We start from the raw sequence: 15,943 nt of genomic DNA on the forward strand, positions 1-15,943 counted from the left end.
GCCCGCAGCGCTTCAGCCCGCGCGCGCCGCCCGCTTCTCCTCCTGGTAGAGCCGGATCGCCTCGTACCGCTCCGCCGATCGCGCCCGCCTCTTCGCCGCCTGCTCCTCGCGGTTCTTGGGCGGCGCCGAGGTCACGAGATCATCGAGCAGCCGCCGCGTGGCCACGGCGATCTCGGCCACCGCGCGATCGAAGACCTCACGGTTCGCCCGCGACGGCGCCGTCGTCCCGGAGATCTTGCGGACGAACTGGAGCGCAGCCTCGCGGCACTCCTCGTCGGTGGCCGCGGGCTCGAGGTTGTTCAGAGGCACGATGTTTCGGCACATACCGGCACCGTACGCGCGGCTCACGGGCCGCGAAAGGGGGATGGCATGCCCGTCCCGCCGTCGCTACGCTCTGGGCTACGACCGGAACCGAGGAGAGATCATGACCGACGCACCGCCGCCCGACGCCCCGCCGCCCTACAACCCGCCGCCGCCCAGCAGCACGCCCTCGCCGTATCCCGCCGCCTCCGCTCCCCCGCCCGGCACCGCCTCCGCGCAGGACGTGCCGACGTCGCCCCCGGGGCGGGTGCTGTCGATCATCGGCCTCGTGCTGGCGTTCCTGCTGCCGCCGGTCGGCCTCATCCTCAGCATCATCGCCGCCGTGCAGCTCGGCAAAGCGAAGGCTCCCAAGGGCATCGCGATCGCCGGCATCATCGTCGGCGCCGTCCTGACGATCTTCGCGATCATCGGCATCATCCTGCTGGCGACCGTGCTGGCCGGCGTGATCGGGACGTGCGCCGAGCTGGGCCCCGGGGTCTGGGACGTCGGCGGCGTCACCTACCGCTGCGGCTGACCGCACCGCGAACGGCGAGGGGCCGGATGCAGCGCATCCGGCCCCTCGTGCGTCCCCCTGCGGGGGTCGCGGTCACTTCTTGTAGTTCGGCGCCTCGACGACGATCTGCACGTCGTGCGGGTGCGACTCCTTGAGCCCGGCCGAGGTGATGCGCACGAACTTGCCGCGCTGCTTGAGCTCCTCGATGGTGCGGGCGCCGACGTAGAACATCGACTGCCGCAGGCCGCCGACGAGCTGGTAGGCGACGGCCGAGAGCGGGCCGCGGTAGGGGACCTGGCCCTCGATGCCCTCCGGGATCAGCTTGTCGTCGCTGGGCACGTCGGCCTGGAAGTAGCGGTCCTTCGAGTAGGACGTCTGCTTGCCGCGCGTCTGCATGGCACCGAGCGAGCCCATGCCGCGGTACTGCTTGAACTGCTTGCCCGACTGGAAGACGATCTCGCCCGGCGACTCGTCCGTGCCGGCCAGGAGCGAGCCGAGCATCACGGCGTCGGCACCCGCGACGAGCGCCTTCGCGATGTCGCCCGAGTACTGCAGGCCGCCGTCGGCGATCACCGGGACGCCGGCGGGGCGCGCCGCGAGCGAGGCCTCGTAGACGGCGGTGACCTGCGGCACGCCGACACCGGCGACCACGCGGGTGGTGCAGATCGAGCCGGGGCCCACGCCGACCTTGACCGCGTCGACACCGGCGTCCACCAGCGCCTGCGCGCCCTCGCGGGTGGCGACGTTGCCGCCGATCACGTCGATGTGGGCGAACGACTCGTCGGCCTTGAGGCGCTTGACGAGGTCGATCACGCCCTGCGACTGCCCGTTGGCGGTGTCCACGACGAGCACGTCCACCCCGGCGTCGCGGAGGGCCTCGGCGCGCTCCCACGCGTCGCCGAAGAAGCCGATCGCCGCGCCCACTCGCAGGCGGCCCTGGTCGTCCTTGGTGGCGAGCGGGTACTTCTCGCTCTTGTCGAAGTCCTTGATGGTGATGAGGCCGGCGAGCTTGCCGTCCTCGTCGATGAGGGGCAGCTTCTCGACGCGGTGCTTCGCGAACAGCGCGATGACCTCGCCCGCGGCGACGCCGACGGGGGCGGTGACGAGGTTCTCCCTCGTCATGACGTCCTTGACGAACGTGCTCTGACGCTCGAAGCCGGAGACGAAGCGCATGTCGCGGTTCGTGATGATGCCCACCAGGCGACCCTCGTCGTCCACGACCGGGAGGCCGGAGATCCGGTACTTGGCGCACAGCGCGTCGACCTCCTCCACCGTCGCGTCCTGCGTCGTGGTGATCGGGTCGGTGATCATGCCGGACTCGCTGCGCTTCACGCGGTCGACGTGCGCGGCCTGGTCGGCGATCGAGAGGTTGCGGTGCAGGATGCCGATGCCGCCCTCCCGGGCCATGGCGATCGCCATGCGGGATTCGGTCACCGTGTCCATCGCGCTGGAGAGCAGCGGCGTCGCGACGGAGATCCGTCGGGTGATCCGGGACGACGTGTCGGCCTCACTGGGGATGACGTCGGTGTGCCCGGGGAGCAGCAGCACGTCATCGTAGGTCAGTCCGACGAAGCCGAAGGGATCGTGCTGGTCCATGGAATCTCCTCCTGCGCGAGTGGCGCGGATCCGGGTGCGAATGGGGGGTCGACGTCGGCCGGTGCGCGGGCGTGACCCGTATGGAGATTCTAAGCGAGACACGCCCGAGAACATTCCCAGGGCCCTGTCGTTACCGGACCGTTGGCCGGGACGATAGGTGATTCGCCGATCGCCCATTACGCTCAAGTGCGTCGTCCATCCCCGCGGTTCGACCCGAGCCCGCGGAGACAGCACTCACAGTGGAGGTTGCGTGGGACCCACAGCACTCGCCGGACCGCGAAAGCGCCCTTGGGCCTTCGCCTTCTTCGGAATCCTGATGGCGCTCGCGGCATCGCTCCTGCTCCCTCCCTCAGCGGCCTCCGCCGAGACCACGGACGACGGACAGGAGGTCACCGACTTCTACTTCGCCGGTGTCGTCACCAACGGCGACGAGCCCGTCGAAGGCGTCGTCATGACGATCGAGGGCAACGGCTTCGACGCCGAGACCGAGACGGACGCCGAGGGCAAGTGGCGCCTCTACGTGCCGGAGAAGGAGACGTACACCCTCACGGTGGACGAGTCCACGCTTCCGGACGGCGTGATCGTCGACGCGACGCAGCTTCCCGAGGGCATCCAGCCCGTCGCCGGCACCACCGCCTCGTTCGAGCTGGAGTTCGGTCTCACCGGGACGAAGATCGTCAACCTCTTCCTCGGCGAAGGCGAGCGGGTGACCGTCTCCTTCCTCGATCAGCTCCTGTCGCGCCTGGTGGGCGGTCTGAACTTCGGACTCCTGCTGGGGCTCGCCTCGATGGGCGCCGCGCTCATCTACGGCACGACCCGGCTGTCGAACTTCGCGCACGGCGAGATGGTGACGTGGGGTGCGGTGATCACCCTCGTCGTCACCTCCTTCTGGCAGCTCCCGCTGTGGGCCGGCATCATCGCCGCGGTCATCGGCGGCGCGGCGCTCGGCTGGGCGCTGGACGCCGGCATCTGGAAGCCGCTGCGGCGCCGTGGTCTGGGCGTCGTCCAGCTCATGATCGTCAGCATCGGCCTCTCGCTGGCCCTGCGCTACGGCCTGCAGTACATCATCGGCGGCAACACCTACCAGCTGCCCGGCGCGAGTCCGGAGCCGATCCGCCTCGGTCCGATCTCCCTGTCGTACATCGACATGATCGGCATGGCCACGAGCATCATCGTGATCCTCGGCGTCGCGTTCTTCCTCACCCGCACCCGCACCGGGAAGGCGACGAGGGCGATCTCGGACAACCCGCAGCTCGCCGCCGCCTCCGGCATCGACGTGGACAAGGTCATCCGCGTCGTCTGGATCCTCGCCGGTACCCTGGCCGCGATCTCCGGCATCCTCTGGGCGTACTTCCGCCCCGGCGTGAAGTGGGACATGGGCATGCAGATGCTGCTGCTGATGTTCTGCGCCATCACGCTCGGCGGCCTCGGCTCCGCGATCGGCGCGCTGATCGGCTCGATCATCGTCGGCCTCGCCGTCGAGGTCTCCACGCTCCTCGGAGTGCCGACCGACCTCAAGTACGCCAGCGCCCTCGTCGCGCTGATCATCATCCTGCTCGTGCGACCGCAGGGCATCCTCGGACGCAAGGAAAGGTTGGGCTGACGCATGGACTTCGGAAGCATCTTCGGCAACACCGCCTCCTACCTCTTCAGCCCGACGACGATCGCCTACGCGCTCGCGGCCACCGGCCTCGCGGTGCACTTCGGGTACACGGGTCTGCTCAACTTCGGCATGGCGGCGTTCATGGCGATCGGCGGCTACGGCTACGCGATCTCGATCCTCACCTTCGGATTCCCGTGGTGGCTGGGCGTGCTCGTCGGCATCACCGGCGGCGCGCTCTTCGCCCTGCTGCTGGGCATCCCGACCCTGCGGCTGCGCGCCGACTACCTCGCCATCGCGACCATCGCGGCCGCCGAGGTCGTCCGCCTGATGTTCGTCACCGAGCTCTTCAAGGACTGGACGAACTCCGCGGGCGGTCTGTCCGGGTACCACCAGAGCTTCCGCGACGCCAACCCGTTCCCCCCGGGGACCTATGGCTTCGGCCCGTGGACGTACAACGCCAACGACCTCTGGGTGCGGGTGTTTGGTCTGCTCACGCTCGCTCTGACGATCCTCGTGGTCTGGGCGCTCATGCGCAGCCCGTGGGGCCGGGTGCTCAAGGGCATCCGCGAGGACGAGGACGCCGTGCGCTCGCTCGGCAAGAACGTCTTCGCCTACAAGATGCAGGCGCTCGTGGTGGGCGGTGTGATCGGTGCGCTCGGCGGCATCGTCTTCGTCCTGCCGTCGGCGGTCATCCCCGGCAGCTACTCGACGTCGCTGACGTTCTTCCTGTGGACGATCCTGCTCCTCGGCGGCGCGGCCACGGTGTTCGGCCCCACGCTCGGCGCCGTCCTGTTCTGGGTGGTGTTCGCCTTCCTCGGCGCGCTCCTCCCCGCGATGGCCACGGCCGGCTACCTGCCCATGACGAGCGCTCAGGCCGACGTGGTGCGCTACATCCTCATCGGCATCGTGCTGATGCTCATCGTCGTGTTCCGCCCGCAGGGCATCCTGGGGAACAAGAGGGAGATGACCTTTGTCAAGTGAGAACGACGCGGCCGTCACGCCCGCGAAGAGCGCTCCCCGCGCCAAGACCACCGGCCTCGCCGCGGGTCCCGCCGCCCCCGGAGTCAAGAAGGTCGACCCGATCCTCGTCGTGGACGCCGTTCAGCGGCGCTTCGGCGGCCTCACGGCGGTCGACGTCGACCACCTTGAGATCCCGCGCGGCGCCATCACGGCGCTCATCGGCCCCAACGGCGCCGGCAAGACCACGCTGTTCAATCTCCTGTGCGGCTTCGACAAGCCCAACAGCGGCACGTGGTCCTACGACGGCAAGAACCTGTCCGGCATCCCGTCGTTCAAGGTCGCCCGGATGGGACAGGTGCGCACCTTCCAGCTCACCAAATCGCTGTCGCTGCTGACCGTGCTGGAGAACATGAAGCTCGGCGCGAAGGACCAGCGCGGCGAGGGCTTCTGGGCAGGGCTGTTCCCCTTCCTCTGGCGCAAGCAGGAGCAGGAGATCGAGCAGCGCGCCCACGAGCTCCTCGCGCGCTTCAAGCTCGACGCCAAGGAGCAGGACTTCGCGGCGTCGCTCTCCGGCGGGCAGCGCAAGCTGCTGGAGATGGCCAGGGCCCTCATGAGCGACCCGAGCCTGGTGATGCTCGACGAGCCGATGGCCGGGGTGAACCCCGCCCTCACGCAGTCGCTCCTCGATCACATCCTCGACCTCAAGGACCTCGGGATGACCGTGCTCTTCGTGGAGCACGACATGCACATGGTCCGTCACATCGCCGACTGGGTGGTCGTGATGGCCGAGGGGCGCGTGGTGGCCGAGGGGCCGCCGGAGACCGTCATGGAGGACCCCGCGGTGGTGGACGCCTACCTCGGCGCCCACCAGGACGTGGACCTCGGCGCCGTCACCGGCCGTCTCCCGGTGATCTCCGACGCCGACGCGGAGCGCATCCGCGAGCAGATCGAGACCGAGGTCGAGGCCGAGGTCGAGGCCGAGGACGCCGCCGAGGAGGGCAAGGCATGAGCACCGCAACCCCCGCCGAGGGCGCCGCCCGGGCCGACGACGTGGTCGTCGAGCTGAAGGACGTGCACGCCGGCTACCTGCCGGGAGTCAACATCCTCAACGGCGCCAACCTCGTCGCCCGCCAGGGTGAGCTCATCGGCATCATCGGCCCGAACGGCGCCGGGAAGTCGACGCTCCTCAAGGCGATCTTCGGCATGGTGAACGTCCGCGAGGGCGACATCACGGTCAAGGGTGAGAGCATCGTCGGTCTCAAGGCCGACAAGCTCGTGCGCCGCGGTGTGGCCTTCGTGCCGCAGACGAACAACGTGTTCCCGTCGCTCACCATCCAGGAGAACCTGGAGATGGGCCTCTACCAGAACCCGAAGATCTTCGCGGAGCGACTCGAGTTCGTCAGCAGCATCTTCGCCGAGATCGGCAAGCGCCTGAAGCAGCGGGCCGGCTCGCTCTCCGGCGGTGAGCGGCAGATGGTGGCCATGTCGCGCGCGCTCATGATGGACCCCTCGGTGCTGCTGCTGGACGAGCCGTCCGCCGGTCTCTCCCCCGTGCGACAGGACGACGCCTTCATCCGCGTCTCCGACATCAACAAGGCGGGCGTCACGACGATCATGGTCGAGCAGAACGCCCGCCGGTGCCTGCAGATCTGCGACCGCGGCTATGTGCTCGACCAGGGCAAGGACGCCTACGAGGGCACCGGCCGGGAGCTGCTGAACGACCCGAAGGTCATCGGCCTCTACCTCGGCACCCTCGGGACCGACGCGGCCTGAGACGCGGCCCAGGAACGACGAAGGCCCCGGATGCCGAAGCATCCGGGGCCTTCGTCGTCGCTGCGTTACTTGATGCGCGAGGTGACGTTCTCGGAGTCGAACTCGTAGACGCCGATGGCAGCGCCCTTCGGGTCGTTGTTCTCGTCGAACGTGATCTCACCGGAGAGGCCGTCGTAGTCCGGCGTGCCGCCGTCGTTGATGATCGCGGCGCAGTCGGCGTAGTTGTCGCACTTCTCGCCGTCGCCGTCACCACCGGAGACGGTGATCATCTCCGCGGCGATGTCCGGGCCTTCGACCGAGCCGGCCTTCAGCGCGGCCAGAGCGATCAGCACCACGGCGTCGTACGCCTCGGCCGAGTACGTCACGGCGTCGATCGGGTCGTTGCCCTCGGCCGTCCAGACCGCGTTCAGCTGGTCGAGGAAGTCCTGCGGCAGCTCGGCGCCGGCGCGGGTGCCCTTCGAGCCCTCGAGGCTGACCGACACGTCCGCACCCCAGTCCTTGAGGTTGCCGTCGACGAGGTACAGCGACCCCGTGTCGACCCCGGCGTTGCCGAGCAGCGGCGCGATCGTGGCGAACTGGTCGTAGGAGACGACGGCGACCGCATCCGGCTTGGCCGCGGCGATCTCCGAGACCTGGGCGTTGAACTGTCCGTCGCCCTGGTTGTACGAGGCGTCGGCGACGACCTCGCCGCCGGTGCTCTCGAAGGTGGCCTTGATCGCCTCGAACAGCCCCGTGCCGTACGGGTCGTTCTGGTAGATGATGCCCAGCGTCTTGTGACCGTCCTCGGCGATCTCGTTGCCGAGCACCTCGCCCTGCAGGTTGTCGCTCGGCGCGGTGCGGAAGTACAGCGGGTTGATGCCCGTGAAGTCCGGCGAGGTGTTGGACGGGGACACCGTCAGGATGTCGGCACCCGCGTTGCCGTCGAGGATGAGCTTGGTGACGCTCGAGGACGCCGCGCCGATCATGGCGGTGATGCCGTCGTTGCGCAGGTTGGTGATGGAGGTCTCGTAGGCCTTGTTGTCGAGGTCGCCCTCGTCGGCCGTGCTGAGGTCGATCGTGATGCCGGCGTCGGCCTCGTTGATCTGGTCCACGGCGAGCTGGACGCCGGCCTCCATCGGCGCGCCCAGGAACGCGAGCGTACCGGTGGCGGGCAGCAGCGAACCGAGCTTGAGCGTCAGGTCGGCGGCGGGCTTGTCGCCACCCCCGTCCGACGGCTCCGCGTTCGGCGTGCTGCTGCAGCCCGCGATGATGAGGGCGGAGGCGCTGACCAGCGCGATCCCGGCGAAGATCCTCGCGCTGCGCGAGCCCTTCAGTGCGTTCATGATGCTCCCTTGCGTAAACGAACGTGGATGGTGACCACAGTCGGGTGCTCTAACACTAGGGCGTGCGCCCCGCGCGCAGGAGGGGCAAGTATCTCGGTGCGTTAACGATCCAGGACCGCTGTTTCCGCCGGTGGGCGGGCGGGATCAGAGCCCCGCGGCGGGGGTGTCCCGACGGCCGCGCCGTGCGGCGAGGAGCAGATCGACGACGAAGACCGCGATCGCGATCCACACCAGGACGAACCCGATCCAGCGCTCCGGCGGCATCGGCTCGTGCAGCACGACGACCCCGATCAGGAACTGGAGGATCGGGGTGAGGAACTGCAGCATGCCGATGACGGCGAGATCGACACGACGCGTGCCGGCCGCGAACAGCAGCAGAGGGACGGCCGTCGCCACTCCCGCGAACGCGAGCAGCACGGCATGCGGCCAGCCCGCGGTCCCCATGGTGAGGCCGGCCGGCGTCGTCGCCACGATCACGAGCTGCACCACCGCGATGGGGATCAGCCAGAACGACTCGAGCGTCAGCCCGCTGACCGCGTCGACGGCGGGGCCGATCTTCTTCTTGATGAGCCCGTACAGGCCGAAGGAGGCCGTGAGCGTCAAGGCGATCCAGGGGACGTGGCCGTACGCCACGACGATGACCACGACCGCGATGGCCGCGATGCCGACGGCCACCCACTGCAGCCGGCGGATGCGCTCCTTGAGCACGAAGACGCCGAGCAGCACCGTCGTGATGGGGTTGATGAAGTAGCCGAGCGCCGTCTCCACCACGTTCCCGCTCAGCGTGCCGAGGACGAAGACCTGCCAGTTGACGTAGATGAGGAGGCCGGCCAGGGCCGTCCACCCCAGCAGCCGCGGACTCCGGACGATCGCGAGGAAGGCGGCCCATCCCCTCGTGACCGTGAGCAGCAGGAGACAGAAGACGAAGGAGAGCAGCACCCGCCAGGCGACGACCTCCCACGGACCGGTGGGCTGCAGCAGGAGGAAGTAGAGCGGCAGGACGCCCCACAGCAGGTAGGCGCTCCCGGCGTAGGCGACGCCCGCCGTCCGGGTGGCGCGGGTCGTCTCAACGGTCACCGCACAACCCTATGCCTGCGCCGCCGGGCGACGCGCCGTCCGGGACGCAGAAGAGGGCCCGGATGCCGAAGCATCCGGGCCCTCTGCGGACCGGGTTCCCGTCCGGCGAGCGGAGGGAACCGGGTGTGCGATCAGCGGACGACGACCGCCAGGACGTCGCGAGCCGACAGGACGAGGAACTCGTCCGCGCCGAACTTCACCTCGGTGCCGCCGTACTTGCTGTAGAGCACGCGGTCGCCGACGGCGACGTCGAGCGGAACGCGGTTGCCGTTGTCGTCGATACGGCCGGGGCCGACCGCCACGACCTCGCCCTCCTGGGGCTTCTCCTTGGCGGTGTCGGGGATGACCAGGCCACTCGCGGTGGTCTGCTCGGCCTCGACCTGCTTGATGACGATGCGGTCCTCGAGCGGCTTGATGGAAACCGACACGGTCTACCTCTTCTTTCTTGACGCTGACACGAAAGACTCGTTCGCACTCTCAACCCGAGAGTGCTAATGCCAGTGTAGGCGGTCGGCTGGCACTCATGCAATGCGAGTGCCAACCCCGGTGCGGCGGCCACCGGGTCCTAGGGTGGGAGGGTGGAGATGTCCGAGCTGCGCGCCCTGCTGACCCCCGCCGGCCTCGAGCTGCTCGATGCGCTCGGGCCGGTCACCTCCACCGCCGAGGCGGCCGCAGCCGTCTCCCGGCTGCGCGCCGCCGGCCACTCCCCCGACCTCGTCTCCGCCGTCGTCGGCCAGGCGCACCTGCGCGCCAAGGCCACGGCGAAGTTCGGCCCCTTCGCCGCCCGCATGCTCTTCACCCGCGCGGGCCTCGAGCAGGCCACCCGCCTCGGAGTGGCCGCCCGCCACGCCCAGCGGATCCGCCGGGCCGGCCTCACGAGTGTCGCCGACCTCGGCTGCGGGATCGGCGGCGACGCCCTCGCGTTCGCCGGCGCCGGACTGGCGGTGCACGCCGTGGACGCCGACGAGGTGACCGCGGCCCTCGCCGCCTACAACCTCGCCCCGTTCGGGGAGGACGCCACAGTGCGCCACGCGACCGCGGAGGAGGCGCTCGGAGAACCGGTCCCCGGCCAGGCGATCTGGATGGACCCCGCCCGCCGCACCTCCGGGCACAGCGAGACCCGGCGCGTCTCCGCCGACGACTACTCGCCGTTGCTCGACTGGGCGTTCGCCGTCGCCGCGCAGCGCCCCACCGGGATCAAGCTCGGCCCCGCCCACGACCGCGACGCCCTGCCCGCGGACGCGGAGACGCAGTGGGTCAGCGCCGACGGGAGCGTGGTCGAGCTCGTGGTGTGGTCGCGCGAGCTCGCGAGGGAAGGGGTGCGGCGCTCCGCTCTCGTCATCCGCGGCGAGCGCTCGCACGAGCTCACCGGATCCGCGGATGCCGAGGACGCGCCGGTCCGTGCGCTCGGGGCCTTCCTCCACGAGCCGGACGGGGCCGTCATCCGGGCCCGGCTCATCGGCGACGTCGCCCGCAGCCTCGACGCGGGGATGCTCGATCCGCGCATCGCGTACCTGACCTCGGACGCCGCCCTGACGAGCCCGTTCGTGCAGTCCTTCCGCGTCCGGGAGACGCTGCCGATCACGCCGAAGACGATCAACGCGGCCCTGAAGACCCACGGCATCGGCCGCATCGAGATCAAGAAGCGCGGGGTGGACGTCGATCCGGCGGCCTTCCGGCGCAGGCTGACCCTGCGCGGCGACGCCGAGGCGACCCTGATCCTCGCCCGGTTCGGCGATCAGCGCCGCGCGATCCTCGCCGACCGGGTGCCCGCCGCGGACTGAGAGCGTGTCAGCCCTCCGGGTCGCGGCCCGGGATGTCGACGCGGATCGGATCCCCGGGCGGGCCGGTGGTCACGAGGTAGGACTCGCCCGTCGCCGCGTCGACGACGGCGGGGCCCGAGGTCACGGTGAGATAGGGCGTCTGCCAGCGCGTGAAGTCCACCTCGATGACGGATGCCGACAGCAGCTCCCCGGTCTCCTGGTCGACGTCGAGCAACTGCACGCGGAGCCCGGACTGGACGGCTTCGTCGATCGTGGCGCACTGGCGCGAGCCGTCGGCGTCGACGATCAGGCAGCGCTGGGAGGGCCCGCTCTCCGTGCTGCGGTCGCCGAGCCAGACCGGCTGCTCGCGGAACGACCCGAGGACGGAGAGGTTGAGGTCATAGCCGTCGCCGACGAGCTCTTCCGCCCTCGCGCGCTCCGCCTCGCCGAACTGGGCGACGAGCGTGGAGCTGCCTCCCCAGCGCTGGATGCTCACCATCGGCTCGTCCGTGGTGGAGAAGAGCATGACCGCCGTCACGCTGTCGAAGGAGAAGGAGCTCTCCTCGTCGTCCGCGGAGGAGACCGGCACGGGGAGCGAGGCGTACAGGCCCGTCCCCACCTCCTCCCCGGCCAGGCAGGTCGACTGGGAGTCGGCGCCCACGTCGAGGATCAGGCACCGGGTGGCCCCGTCGTCCTGTGTGGCGAACCAGGCGAGCGCCCCCTCCGCCTCTCCCACCGGGCGGACGGAGCCGGGATCGTAGTCCTCCCCGGCGAGTTCGATCCGCCGGTCCTCCTGCGCCTCCGTCAGGGGGAACGCGTCCGGTCGCGGGGCGAACAGCGCCCACCCGGCCCCCACGCCGATCGCGAGGAGAGCCGCCGACGCCACGAGCACCGGCACGAGAACGCGGCGGTTCGCGGCCGGCGCCTCGGACGCGGAGACGTCCTCCGTGTCCTCCGGCGCGGCGTCTTCCACGACCGGCCCTCCCTCCGGCTCCGGGAGAGCGTCCTCGACCTCCTTCGCACCGCCGGGGTCCGAGGGTGCGGACGTCGCCGGCTCCTCGGACGCGGACAGGGCCGTGCGGCGGCGCTCCGCCTGGAGCTCCTCCAGCCGGAGGGCTGCGGCAGCGTCGAGCCCGCCGTCACGGCCGTATGCCGCACGCTCCAGCGCCCGGCGCTCCGCGTCGTCGTCTCCGGACTGGGGTCGGTCAGTCTCCTCCCGCACCGACGTCGCTCCCTTCTCGGATGATCACGAAGGACGGGGAGCCACCGCCCGGCAGCTCGTAGGTCGTCAGGCCGCCGGTCTCCGCGTCGGTCAGCTGCAACCTCAGCCGACCGTCGTGCTCCTGCAGCGTCTCCGTCGTCTCGCAGGCTTTCGGCGCGTCCGGTGTCGCCCCGTCGTAGACGAGGCACTGCCGCCCCGTCTCGGCCTCGGAGGCCGTCCAGATCGGGACGTCGCGGTCGTACCCCACGACCCAGATCGAGTGCGGATCGAAGCCGTCCTCGACCAGACGCGCGGCCGTGCGGGTCTCTTCCTCGTTCGCATAGGGGATGCCGCTGCCCTCACCGGAGCCGAACTCCGAGACGCCGACGGCCACCGCCGGTTCGCCGTCGGGCGTGAGGAGCAACTGCGCCATGACCTGTCGGGTGTACTCGTCGTCCCGCTGCGTCTTCACCTCGCCCCACAGCCCTTCCTTCTGGACGGCTTCCCGCTGGTTGCAGCTCGGCGTCGTGCTCTCCGCCGATCCGAGGACCAGGCAGACGCTCGCCCCGCCGTTCTGTGTCGCCATCCAGACGACCGCGCCCTCCTCCGTCGCGACGGCGCGCACCGATCCGGGGTCGTACTTCCCGGATGCGATGAGCTCGGACTGCCACCCCTGCTGCTCGGCGCTGAGCGCGACCGCGGCACCGCCGGTCCGGCCGAAGGCGAGCCACCCGATGCCGAGCCCCAGGAGGACCATGACGACCGCGGCGAGCGCGAGCATCCCGCGCGAACGGTGCCGCGCCTCCGTCACGGCGCGGCCGTCGGTCCGGGCGGCGTCGTCCACGGGCTCGTCGTCCGGCACCACGGGAGCGTCGTCTCCTGTCGGAGTCTCGCCGTCGTCCGGCACGGTGGCGAGCGAGTGCCGGGACCGCGGAGGACCGGGCTGCCGGGTCTCCGGCACAGAGCCGGCCCTCGGATCCGACGTGCTCGGTCCCGGAGACGGACGCCGCCGGGCATCGTCGAGCTGTCGCAGGCGCGCGGCCTCCGCGTCCGTGAGGCCTCCGCCCGGGCCGAAGGCCTTGCGCTGCAGGGCCCTGCGCTCCGCGACATCGTCGTCGTCCGTCATGGCCATCCCGCCTAGCCGAGTCTCTCGAACTGCATCCCCGCCCAGACCAGCCAGCCGAGGCTGTACACGGTCGCGCACAGCCCCAGCACGAGCGCCCAGCGCGCGATCGCGCGGTTCTCGACGGGGCGGCGCAGCGACATGATGGCGGCGATCACGGCGACGACCGCGACCGGGATCCCCCAGCCCACGAAGAACGATGCGCCGAGCGCGACGATCGCCGCAAGCAGCGCCCACGGCGCCAGCCGCGTGTCGTCCACGGGCACGGGCTCGGACGCCGGCTCCCAGGCGTCCTCCTCCCCGTGGTCGAGGTCGGGCCCGCTCACGACCACGGGCTCGATGCCCACCGGGCCCGTGGGGAGCTTCGTGTAGCCCTCCCGCGGAGCTCCGGGAAGGCGCGCGGTCCCGGCCGGGCGCTCGACCTGCCCGCTCGCGCGCTCGACCCGCGCGCGGGGGGCGACCCCGTCCGGTTCCGGTTCCTGCGCGAGCCCGGTCACGCCGGCACCGCCTCCGCGACCTGGATCTCCGTGACCGGCAGCGTCGAGTCCGCGCCGAAGCCGAGGGTCGAGGCGGGACGCCCCGATGCGATGAGCTCGGCGGCGAGCGCGGCGATCATGGCGCCGTTGTCCGTGCAGAGGGACAGCGGCGGGATGCGCACGGTGACCCCGGCCTCGGCGGCCCTCGACAGCGCGACCTCGCGGAGCCGGCGATTCGCGATCACGCCGCCGCCGAGCAGCAGGCGCGGCACCCCGAGGTCGGCGCAGGCGTTGAGCGCCTTGGTGACGAGGACGTCGACGACGGCCTCCCGGAAGCTCGCGGCGACGTCGGCGATCGGCAGCTCGCGCGCGTCGGCGCCCGCGGCGGCGTTCTCCGCCTCGAAGCGCTCGACCCAGCGGGCGACAGCGGTCTTCAGCCCGGAGAACGAGAAGTCGTAGCGATGCTTCGCGAGGTCCGAGGCACGCGAGAGCCCGCGCGGGAAGCGGATCGCGTCCGGGTCTCCGCCGACCGCGGCCCGGTCGATCTCGGGACCGCCGGGATACGGCAGGGACAGCAGCCGGGCGACCTTGTCGAACGCCTCGCCCGCGGCGTCGTCCACGGTCTCCCCGAGCAGCTCGACATCGGTCGTGAGGTCGCGCACGTGGAGCAGGGACGTGTGGCCGCCGGAGACCAGCAGCGCGATCGTCGGGTACTCCAGCGGCGCCGCATCCGGGGTGAGGATGTCGGCCGCGATGTGGCCGACGAGGTGGTTGACCGCATACAGCGGCTTGTCGAGGGCGACGGCGAGTCCCTTCGCCGCTCCCACGCCGACCATGAGCGCTCCGGCGAGGCCGGGGCCGCTCGTCACCGCCACCGCATCGAGGTCGGCGAGACGGACGTCGGCCTCGGCCAGGGCGGCGTCGATGGCCGGCTGCAGCGCCTCGAGGTGCGCGCGGGCGGCGACCTCCGGCACGACGCCGCCGTACCGGGCGTGCTCGTCCATGCTGGAGGCGATCGTGTTGGACAGCAGCGTGCGCCCCCGCACGATGCCGATGCCGGTCTCGTCGCAGCTCGTCTCGATGCCGAGCACCAGGGGCTCACTCATGCGGTCGCCTCCTCCGGCGTATCGGCGGGCGCCGGGTGGCGGCGCAGGTCCAGACGCATCACGATCGCGTCGACGTCGTCCGGCTGATAGTAACGGGGGCGCCTGCCGATCTCCTCGAAGCCCTCCGTGCGATACAGCCCCTCGGCCGCCGGGTTGTCGGCGCGCACCTCGAGGAACACCTCGTGCGCGCCCCGGGCGGCAGCCGTCCGCAGCAGGGCACGCAGCAGCGCGCGCCCGCGCCCCTGCCCCCGGACCTCGGCGAGGAGGGCGATGGTCTGGATGTCGGCGTCCGCGCCGCCCTGCAGGGCTCGGACCCCGCCGTAGCCGACGATCGCCCCGCCCTGCTCGTCGACGAGGTAGCGGCCGTGCGGGCTCGCCAGCTCGCTCGCCATGGTCTCCCGGCTCCACGCGTCGGTCGGGAACGAGCGCTCCTCGATGGCCATGATCGCGTCGAGGTCGTCCGGCCGCGCGTCCCGGAGCGTCATGCGCCCACCTTCTTCGGGGCACCGGGCAGGGTGACGTCCGGATGCCGCAGGTAGAGCGGCTCCTCGCCGGCGAGGACCCGGCCGGCGGCGAGCGCCCGCGCCCCCACCCGGGCGAGGTCGACCGCGGACAGCGTCGTCACGTCCACCCGGCGGAGGCCCGCGAGGTGCTCGTCGGCGTCGGCGGAGCGCACGAGCACGGTGTCGGCGATCGTGCGCGGGATCCCGTCCTCGTCCTGCCCGTCGAACACGGTGACGGCGACCTCGCGGCGGCGGGCGTCGGTGACGACGGCGAACGGTCCGGTCACGGTGGCCTGGATCGTGAGCGCGGCCGCCGTGTGGCTGGGGACCGGGACGACGGGGACGCCGCGGCCGAGGGCGAACGCCCGCGCGGTCGCGATGCCGATGCGCAGCCCGGTGAACGGGCCGGGGCCCATTCCCGCCACGACGTGCGTGATGCCGTCGGACCCGCCCTCGCGGAGCACGTCGCGCACCAGGTCGCCGATCACCTCGGCGTGGCCCAGTGGGTCGGCGGTACCGGCCTCGGCACGACGCGTCCCGTCCGGGTCGATGAGGGCGACGGCGGTGCCAAGGGAGGTGTCGACGGCGAGGATCACCTCTCCAGGGTAGTCGTCACCCCGCCCGTC

The 15,943-nt window shown here is 71.1% G+C and carries 17 protein-coding genes; 6 read left to right on the forward strand and 11 right to left on the reverse strand.

What is annotated here, in order from left to right:
• Window positions 1-12 precede the first annotated feature (12 nt).
• Complete coding sequence (locus tag D8M34_RS13995) at window positions 13-324, reverse strand: DUF2277 domain-containing protein (RefSeq protein WP_025103736.1); 312 nt, start codon at window positions 322-324, stop codon at window positions 13-15.
• 100 nt (window positions 325-424) lie between these two features.
• Here D8M34_RS13995 and D8M34_RS14000 point away from each other — a divergent pair, with 100 nt between their 5' ends.
• Window positions 425-835, forward strand: coding sequence for a hypothetical protein (locus D8M34_RS14000; RefSeq protein ID WP_085605835.1), 411 nt, complete (start codon window positions 425-427; stop codon window positions 833-835).
• 72 nt (window positions 836-907) lie between these two features.
• On the opposite strand, the gene guaB is transcribed toward D8M34_RS14000, so the two are convergent.
• Window positions 908-2,410: an IMP dehydrogenase gene (gene guaB / locus D8M34_RS14005; RefSeq protein WP_025103734.1), complete on the reverse strand. Its 1,503-nt coding sequence runs from the start codon at window positions 2,408-2,410 to the stop codon at window positions 908-910.
• 316 nt (window positions 2,411-2,726) lie between these two features.
• On the opposite strand from guaB, the gene D8M34_RS14010 reads away from it, so the two are divergent.
• The 4 genes from D8M34_RS14010 to D8M34_RS14025 are packed head-to-tail and all read left to right on the forward strand — an operon-like array spanning window position 2,727 to window position 6,746.
• Window positions 2,727-4,013: a branched-chain amino acid ABC transporter permease gene (locus D8M34_RS14010; protein ID WP_085605837.1), complete on the forward strand. Its 1,287-nt coding sequence runs from the start codon at window positions 2,727-2,729 to the stop codon at window positions 4,011-4,013.
• Window positions 4,014-4,016: 3 nt separating this feature from the next.
• The gene (locus D8M34_RS14015; protein WP_025103732.1) at window positions 4,017-4,994 is read left to right on the forward strand and encodes a branched-chain amino acid ABC transporter permease; all 978 of its coding nucleotides are present in this window, start codon (window positions 4,017-4,019) and stop codon (window positions 4,992-4,994) included.
• Window positions 4,984-5,982 (forward strand): ABC transporter ATP-binding protein, encoded by a 999-nt coding sequence (locus D8M34_RS14020; protein ID WP_126894304.1) that lies wholly within the window; start codon window positions 4,984-4,986, stop codon window positions 5,980-5,982. Before D8M34_RS14015 ends, D8M34_RS14020 begins: the two co-directional genes overlap by 11 nt.
• Window positions 5,979-6,746 carry an ABC transporter ATP-binding protein gene (locus D8M34_RS14025; RefSeq protein ID WP_025103730.1) on the forward strand — a complete coding sequence of 256 codons (768 nt, stop codon included), beginning with the start codon at window positions 5,979-5,981 and terminating at the stop codon, window positions 6,744-6,746. The genes D8M34_RS14020 and D8M34_RS14025 overlap by 4 nt, the downstream gene beginning before the upstream one ends.
• A gap of 65 nt (window positions 6,747-6,811) precedes the next feature.
• On the opposite strand, the gene D8M34_RS14030 is transcribed toward D8M34_RS14025, so the two are convergent.
• From D8M34_RS14030 to groES, 3 genes are all read right to left on the reverse strand, one after another.
• Window positions 6,812-8,068: an ABC transporter substrate-binding protein gene (locus D8M34_RS14030; RefSeq protein ID WP_025103729.1), complete on the reverse strand. Its 1,257-nt coding sequence runs from the start codon at window positions 8,066-8,068 to the stop codon at window positions 6,812-6,814.
• A gap of 144 nt (window positions 8,069-8,212) precedes the next feature.
• Window positions 8,213-9,145, reverse strand: coding sequence for an EamA family transporter RarD (gene rarD, locus D8M34_RS14035; protein ID WP_126894305.1), 933 nt, complete (start codon window positions 9,143-9,145; stop codon window positions 8,213-8,215).
• 131 nt (window positions 9,146-9,276) lie between these two features.
• Window positions 9,277-9,573, reverse strand: coding sequence for a co-chaperone GroES (groES, locus tag D8M34_RS14040; RefSeq protein WP_017203655.1), 297 nt, complete (start codon window positions 9,571-9,573; stop codon window positions 9,277-9,279).
• A 150-nt stretch (window positions 9,574-9,723) separates the two neighbouring features.
• Here groES and D8M34_RS14045 point away from each other — a divergent pair, with 150 nt between their 5' ends.
• Window positions 9,724-10,929 carry a THUMP-like domain-containing protein gene (locus D8M34_RS14045; protein WP_126894306.1) on the forward strand — a complete coding sequence of 402 codons (1,206 nt, stop codon included), beginning with the start codon at window positions 9,724-9,726 and terminating at the stop codon, window positions 10,927-10,929.
• A 7-nt stretch (window positions 10,930-10,936) separates the two neighbouring features.
• Here D8M34_RS14045 and D8M34_RS14050 read toward each other — a convergent pair whose 3' ends face one another.
• Genes D8M34_RS14050 through tsaB form a run of 6 tightly spaced genes read right to left on the reverse strand, consistent with a single transcriptional unit; the run spans window position 10,937 to window position 15,913 of the window.
• Window positions 10,937-12,130: a hypothetical protein gene (locus tag D8M34_RS14050; RefSeq protein WP_126894307.1), complete on the reverse strand. Its 1,194-nt coding sequence runs from the start codon at window positions 12,128-12,130 to the stop codon at window positions 10,937-10,939.
• Window positions 12,114-13,235: a hypothetical protein gene (locus tag D8M34_RS14055; RefSeq protein WP_126894308.1), complete on the reverse strand. Its 1,122-nt coding sequence runs from the start codon at window positions 13,233-13,235 to the stop codon at window positions 12,114-12,116. The genes D8M34_RS14050 and D8M34_RS14055 overlap by 17 nt, the downstream gene beginning before the upstream one ends.
• A gap of 11 nt (window positions 13,236-13,246) precedes the next feature.
• Complete coding sequence (locus tag D8M34_RS14060) at window positions 13,247-13,729, reverse strand: hypothetical protein (RefSeq protein ID WP_025104334.1); 483 nt, start codon at window positions 13,727-13,729, stop codon at window positions 13,247-13,249.
• On the reverse strand, window positions 13,726-14,814 hold the full coding sequence (gene tsaD / locus D8M34_RS14065; protein ID WP_025104335.1) for a tRNA (adenosine(37)-N6)-threonylcarbamoyltransferase complex transferase subunit TsaD: 1,089 nt from the start codon (window positions 14,812-14,814) through the stop codon (window positions 13,726-13,728). The genes D8M34_RS14060 and tsaD overlap by 4 nt, the downstream gene beginning before the upstream one ends.
• Window positions 14,811-15,299 carry a ribosomal protein S18-alanine N-acetyltransferase gene (gene rimI, locus D8M34_RS14070; RefSeq protein ID WP_025104336.1) on the reverse strand — a complete coding sequence of 163 codons (489 nt, stop codon included), beginning with the start codon at window positions 15,297-15,299 and terminating at the stop codon, window positions 14,811-14,813. The genes tsaD and rimI overlap by 4 nt, the downstream gene beginning before the upstream one ends.
• Window positions 15,296-15,913, reverse strand: a complete 618-nt coding sequence (gene tsaB, locus D8M34_RS14075) for a tRNA (adenosine(37)-N6)-threonylcarbamoyltransferase complex dimerization subunit type 1 TsaB (RefSeq protein ID WP_126894309.1) — start codon at window positions 15,911-15,913, stop codon at window positions 15,296-15,298. Before tsaB ends, rimI begins: the two co-directional genes overlap by 4 nt.
• Window positions 15,914-15,943 lie beyond the last annotated feature (30 nt).

The organism is Microbacterium sp. HSID17254 (assembly GCF_003989315.1).
Taxonomy (GTDB): Bacteria; Actinomycetota; Actinomycetes; order Actinomycetales; family Microbacteriaceae; genus Microbacterium.

Bases quoted from the DNA above. Each gene is read 5' to 3' on its own strand.
- tsaD (WP_025104335.1), bottom strand. From the start codon at position 14,814: ATGAGTGAGCCCCTGGTGCTCGGCATCGAGACGAGCTGCGACGAGACC.
- D8M34_RS13995 (WP_025103736.1), bottom strand. From the start codon at position 324: ATGTGCCGAAACATCGTGCCTCTGAACAACCTCGAGCCCGCGGCCACC.
- D8M34_RS14010 (WP_085605837.1), top strand. From the start codon at position 2,727: ATGGCGCTCGCGGCATCGCTCCTGCTCCCTCCCTCAGCGGCCTCCGCC.
- D8M34_RS14000 (WP_085605835.1), top strand. From the start codon at position 425: ATGACCGACGCACCGCCGCCCGACGCCCCGCCGCCCTACAACCCGCCG.
- D8M34_RS14030 (WP_025103729.1), bottom strand. From the start codon at position 8,068: ATGAACGCACTGAAGGGCTCGCGCAGCGCGAGGATCTTCGCCGGGATC.
- rimI (WP_025104336.1), bottom strand. From the start codon at position 15,299: ATGACGCTCCGGGACGCGCGGCCGGACGACCTCGACGCGATCATGGCC.
- D8M34_RS14055 (WP_126894308.1), bottom strand. From the start codon at position 13,235: ATGACGGACGACGACGATGTCGCGGAGCGCAGGGCCCTGCAGCGCAAG.
- guaB (WP_025103734.1), bottom strand. From the start codon at position 2,410: ATGGACCAGCACGATCCCTTCGGCTTCGTCGGACTGACCTACGATGAC.
- D8M34_RS14025 (WP_025103730.1), top strand. From the start codon at position 5,979: ATGAGCACCGCAACCCCCGCCGAGGGCGCCGCCCGGGCCGACGACGTG.
- D8M34_RS14015 (WP_025103732.1), top strand. From the start codon at position 4,017: ATGGACTTCGGAAGCATCTTCGGCAACACCGCCTCCTACCTCTTCAGC.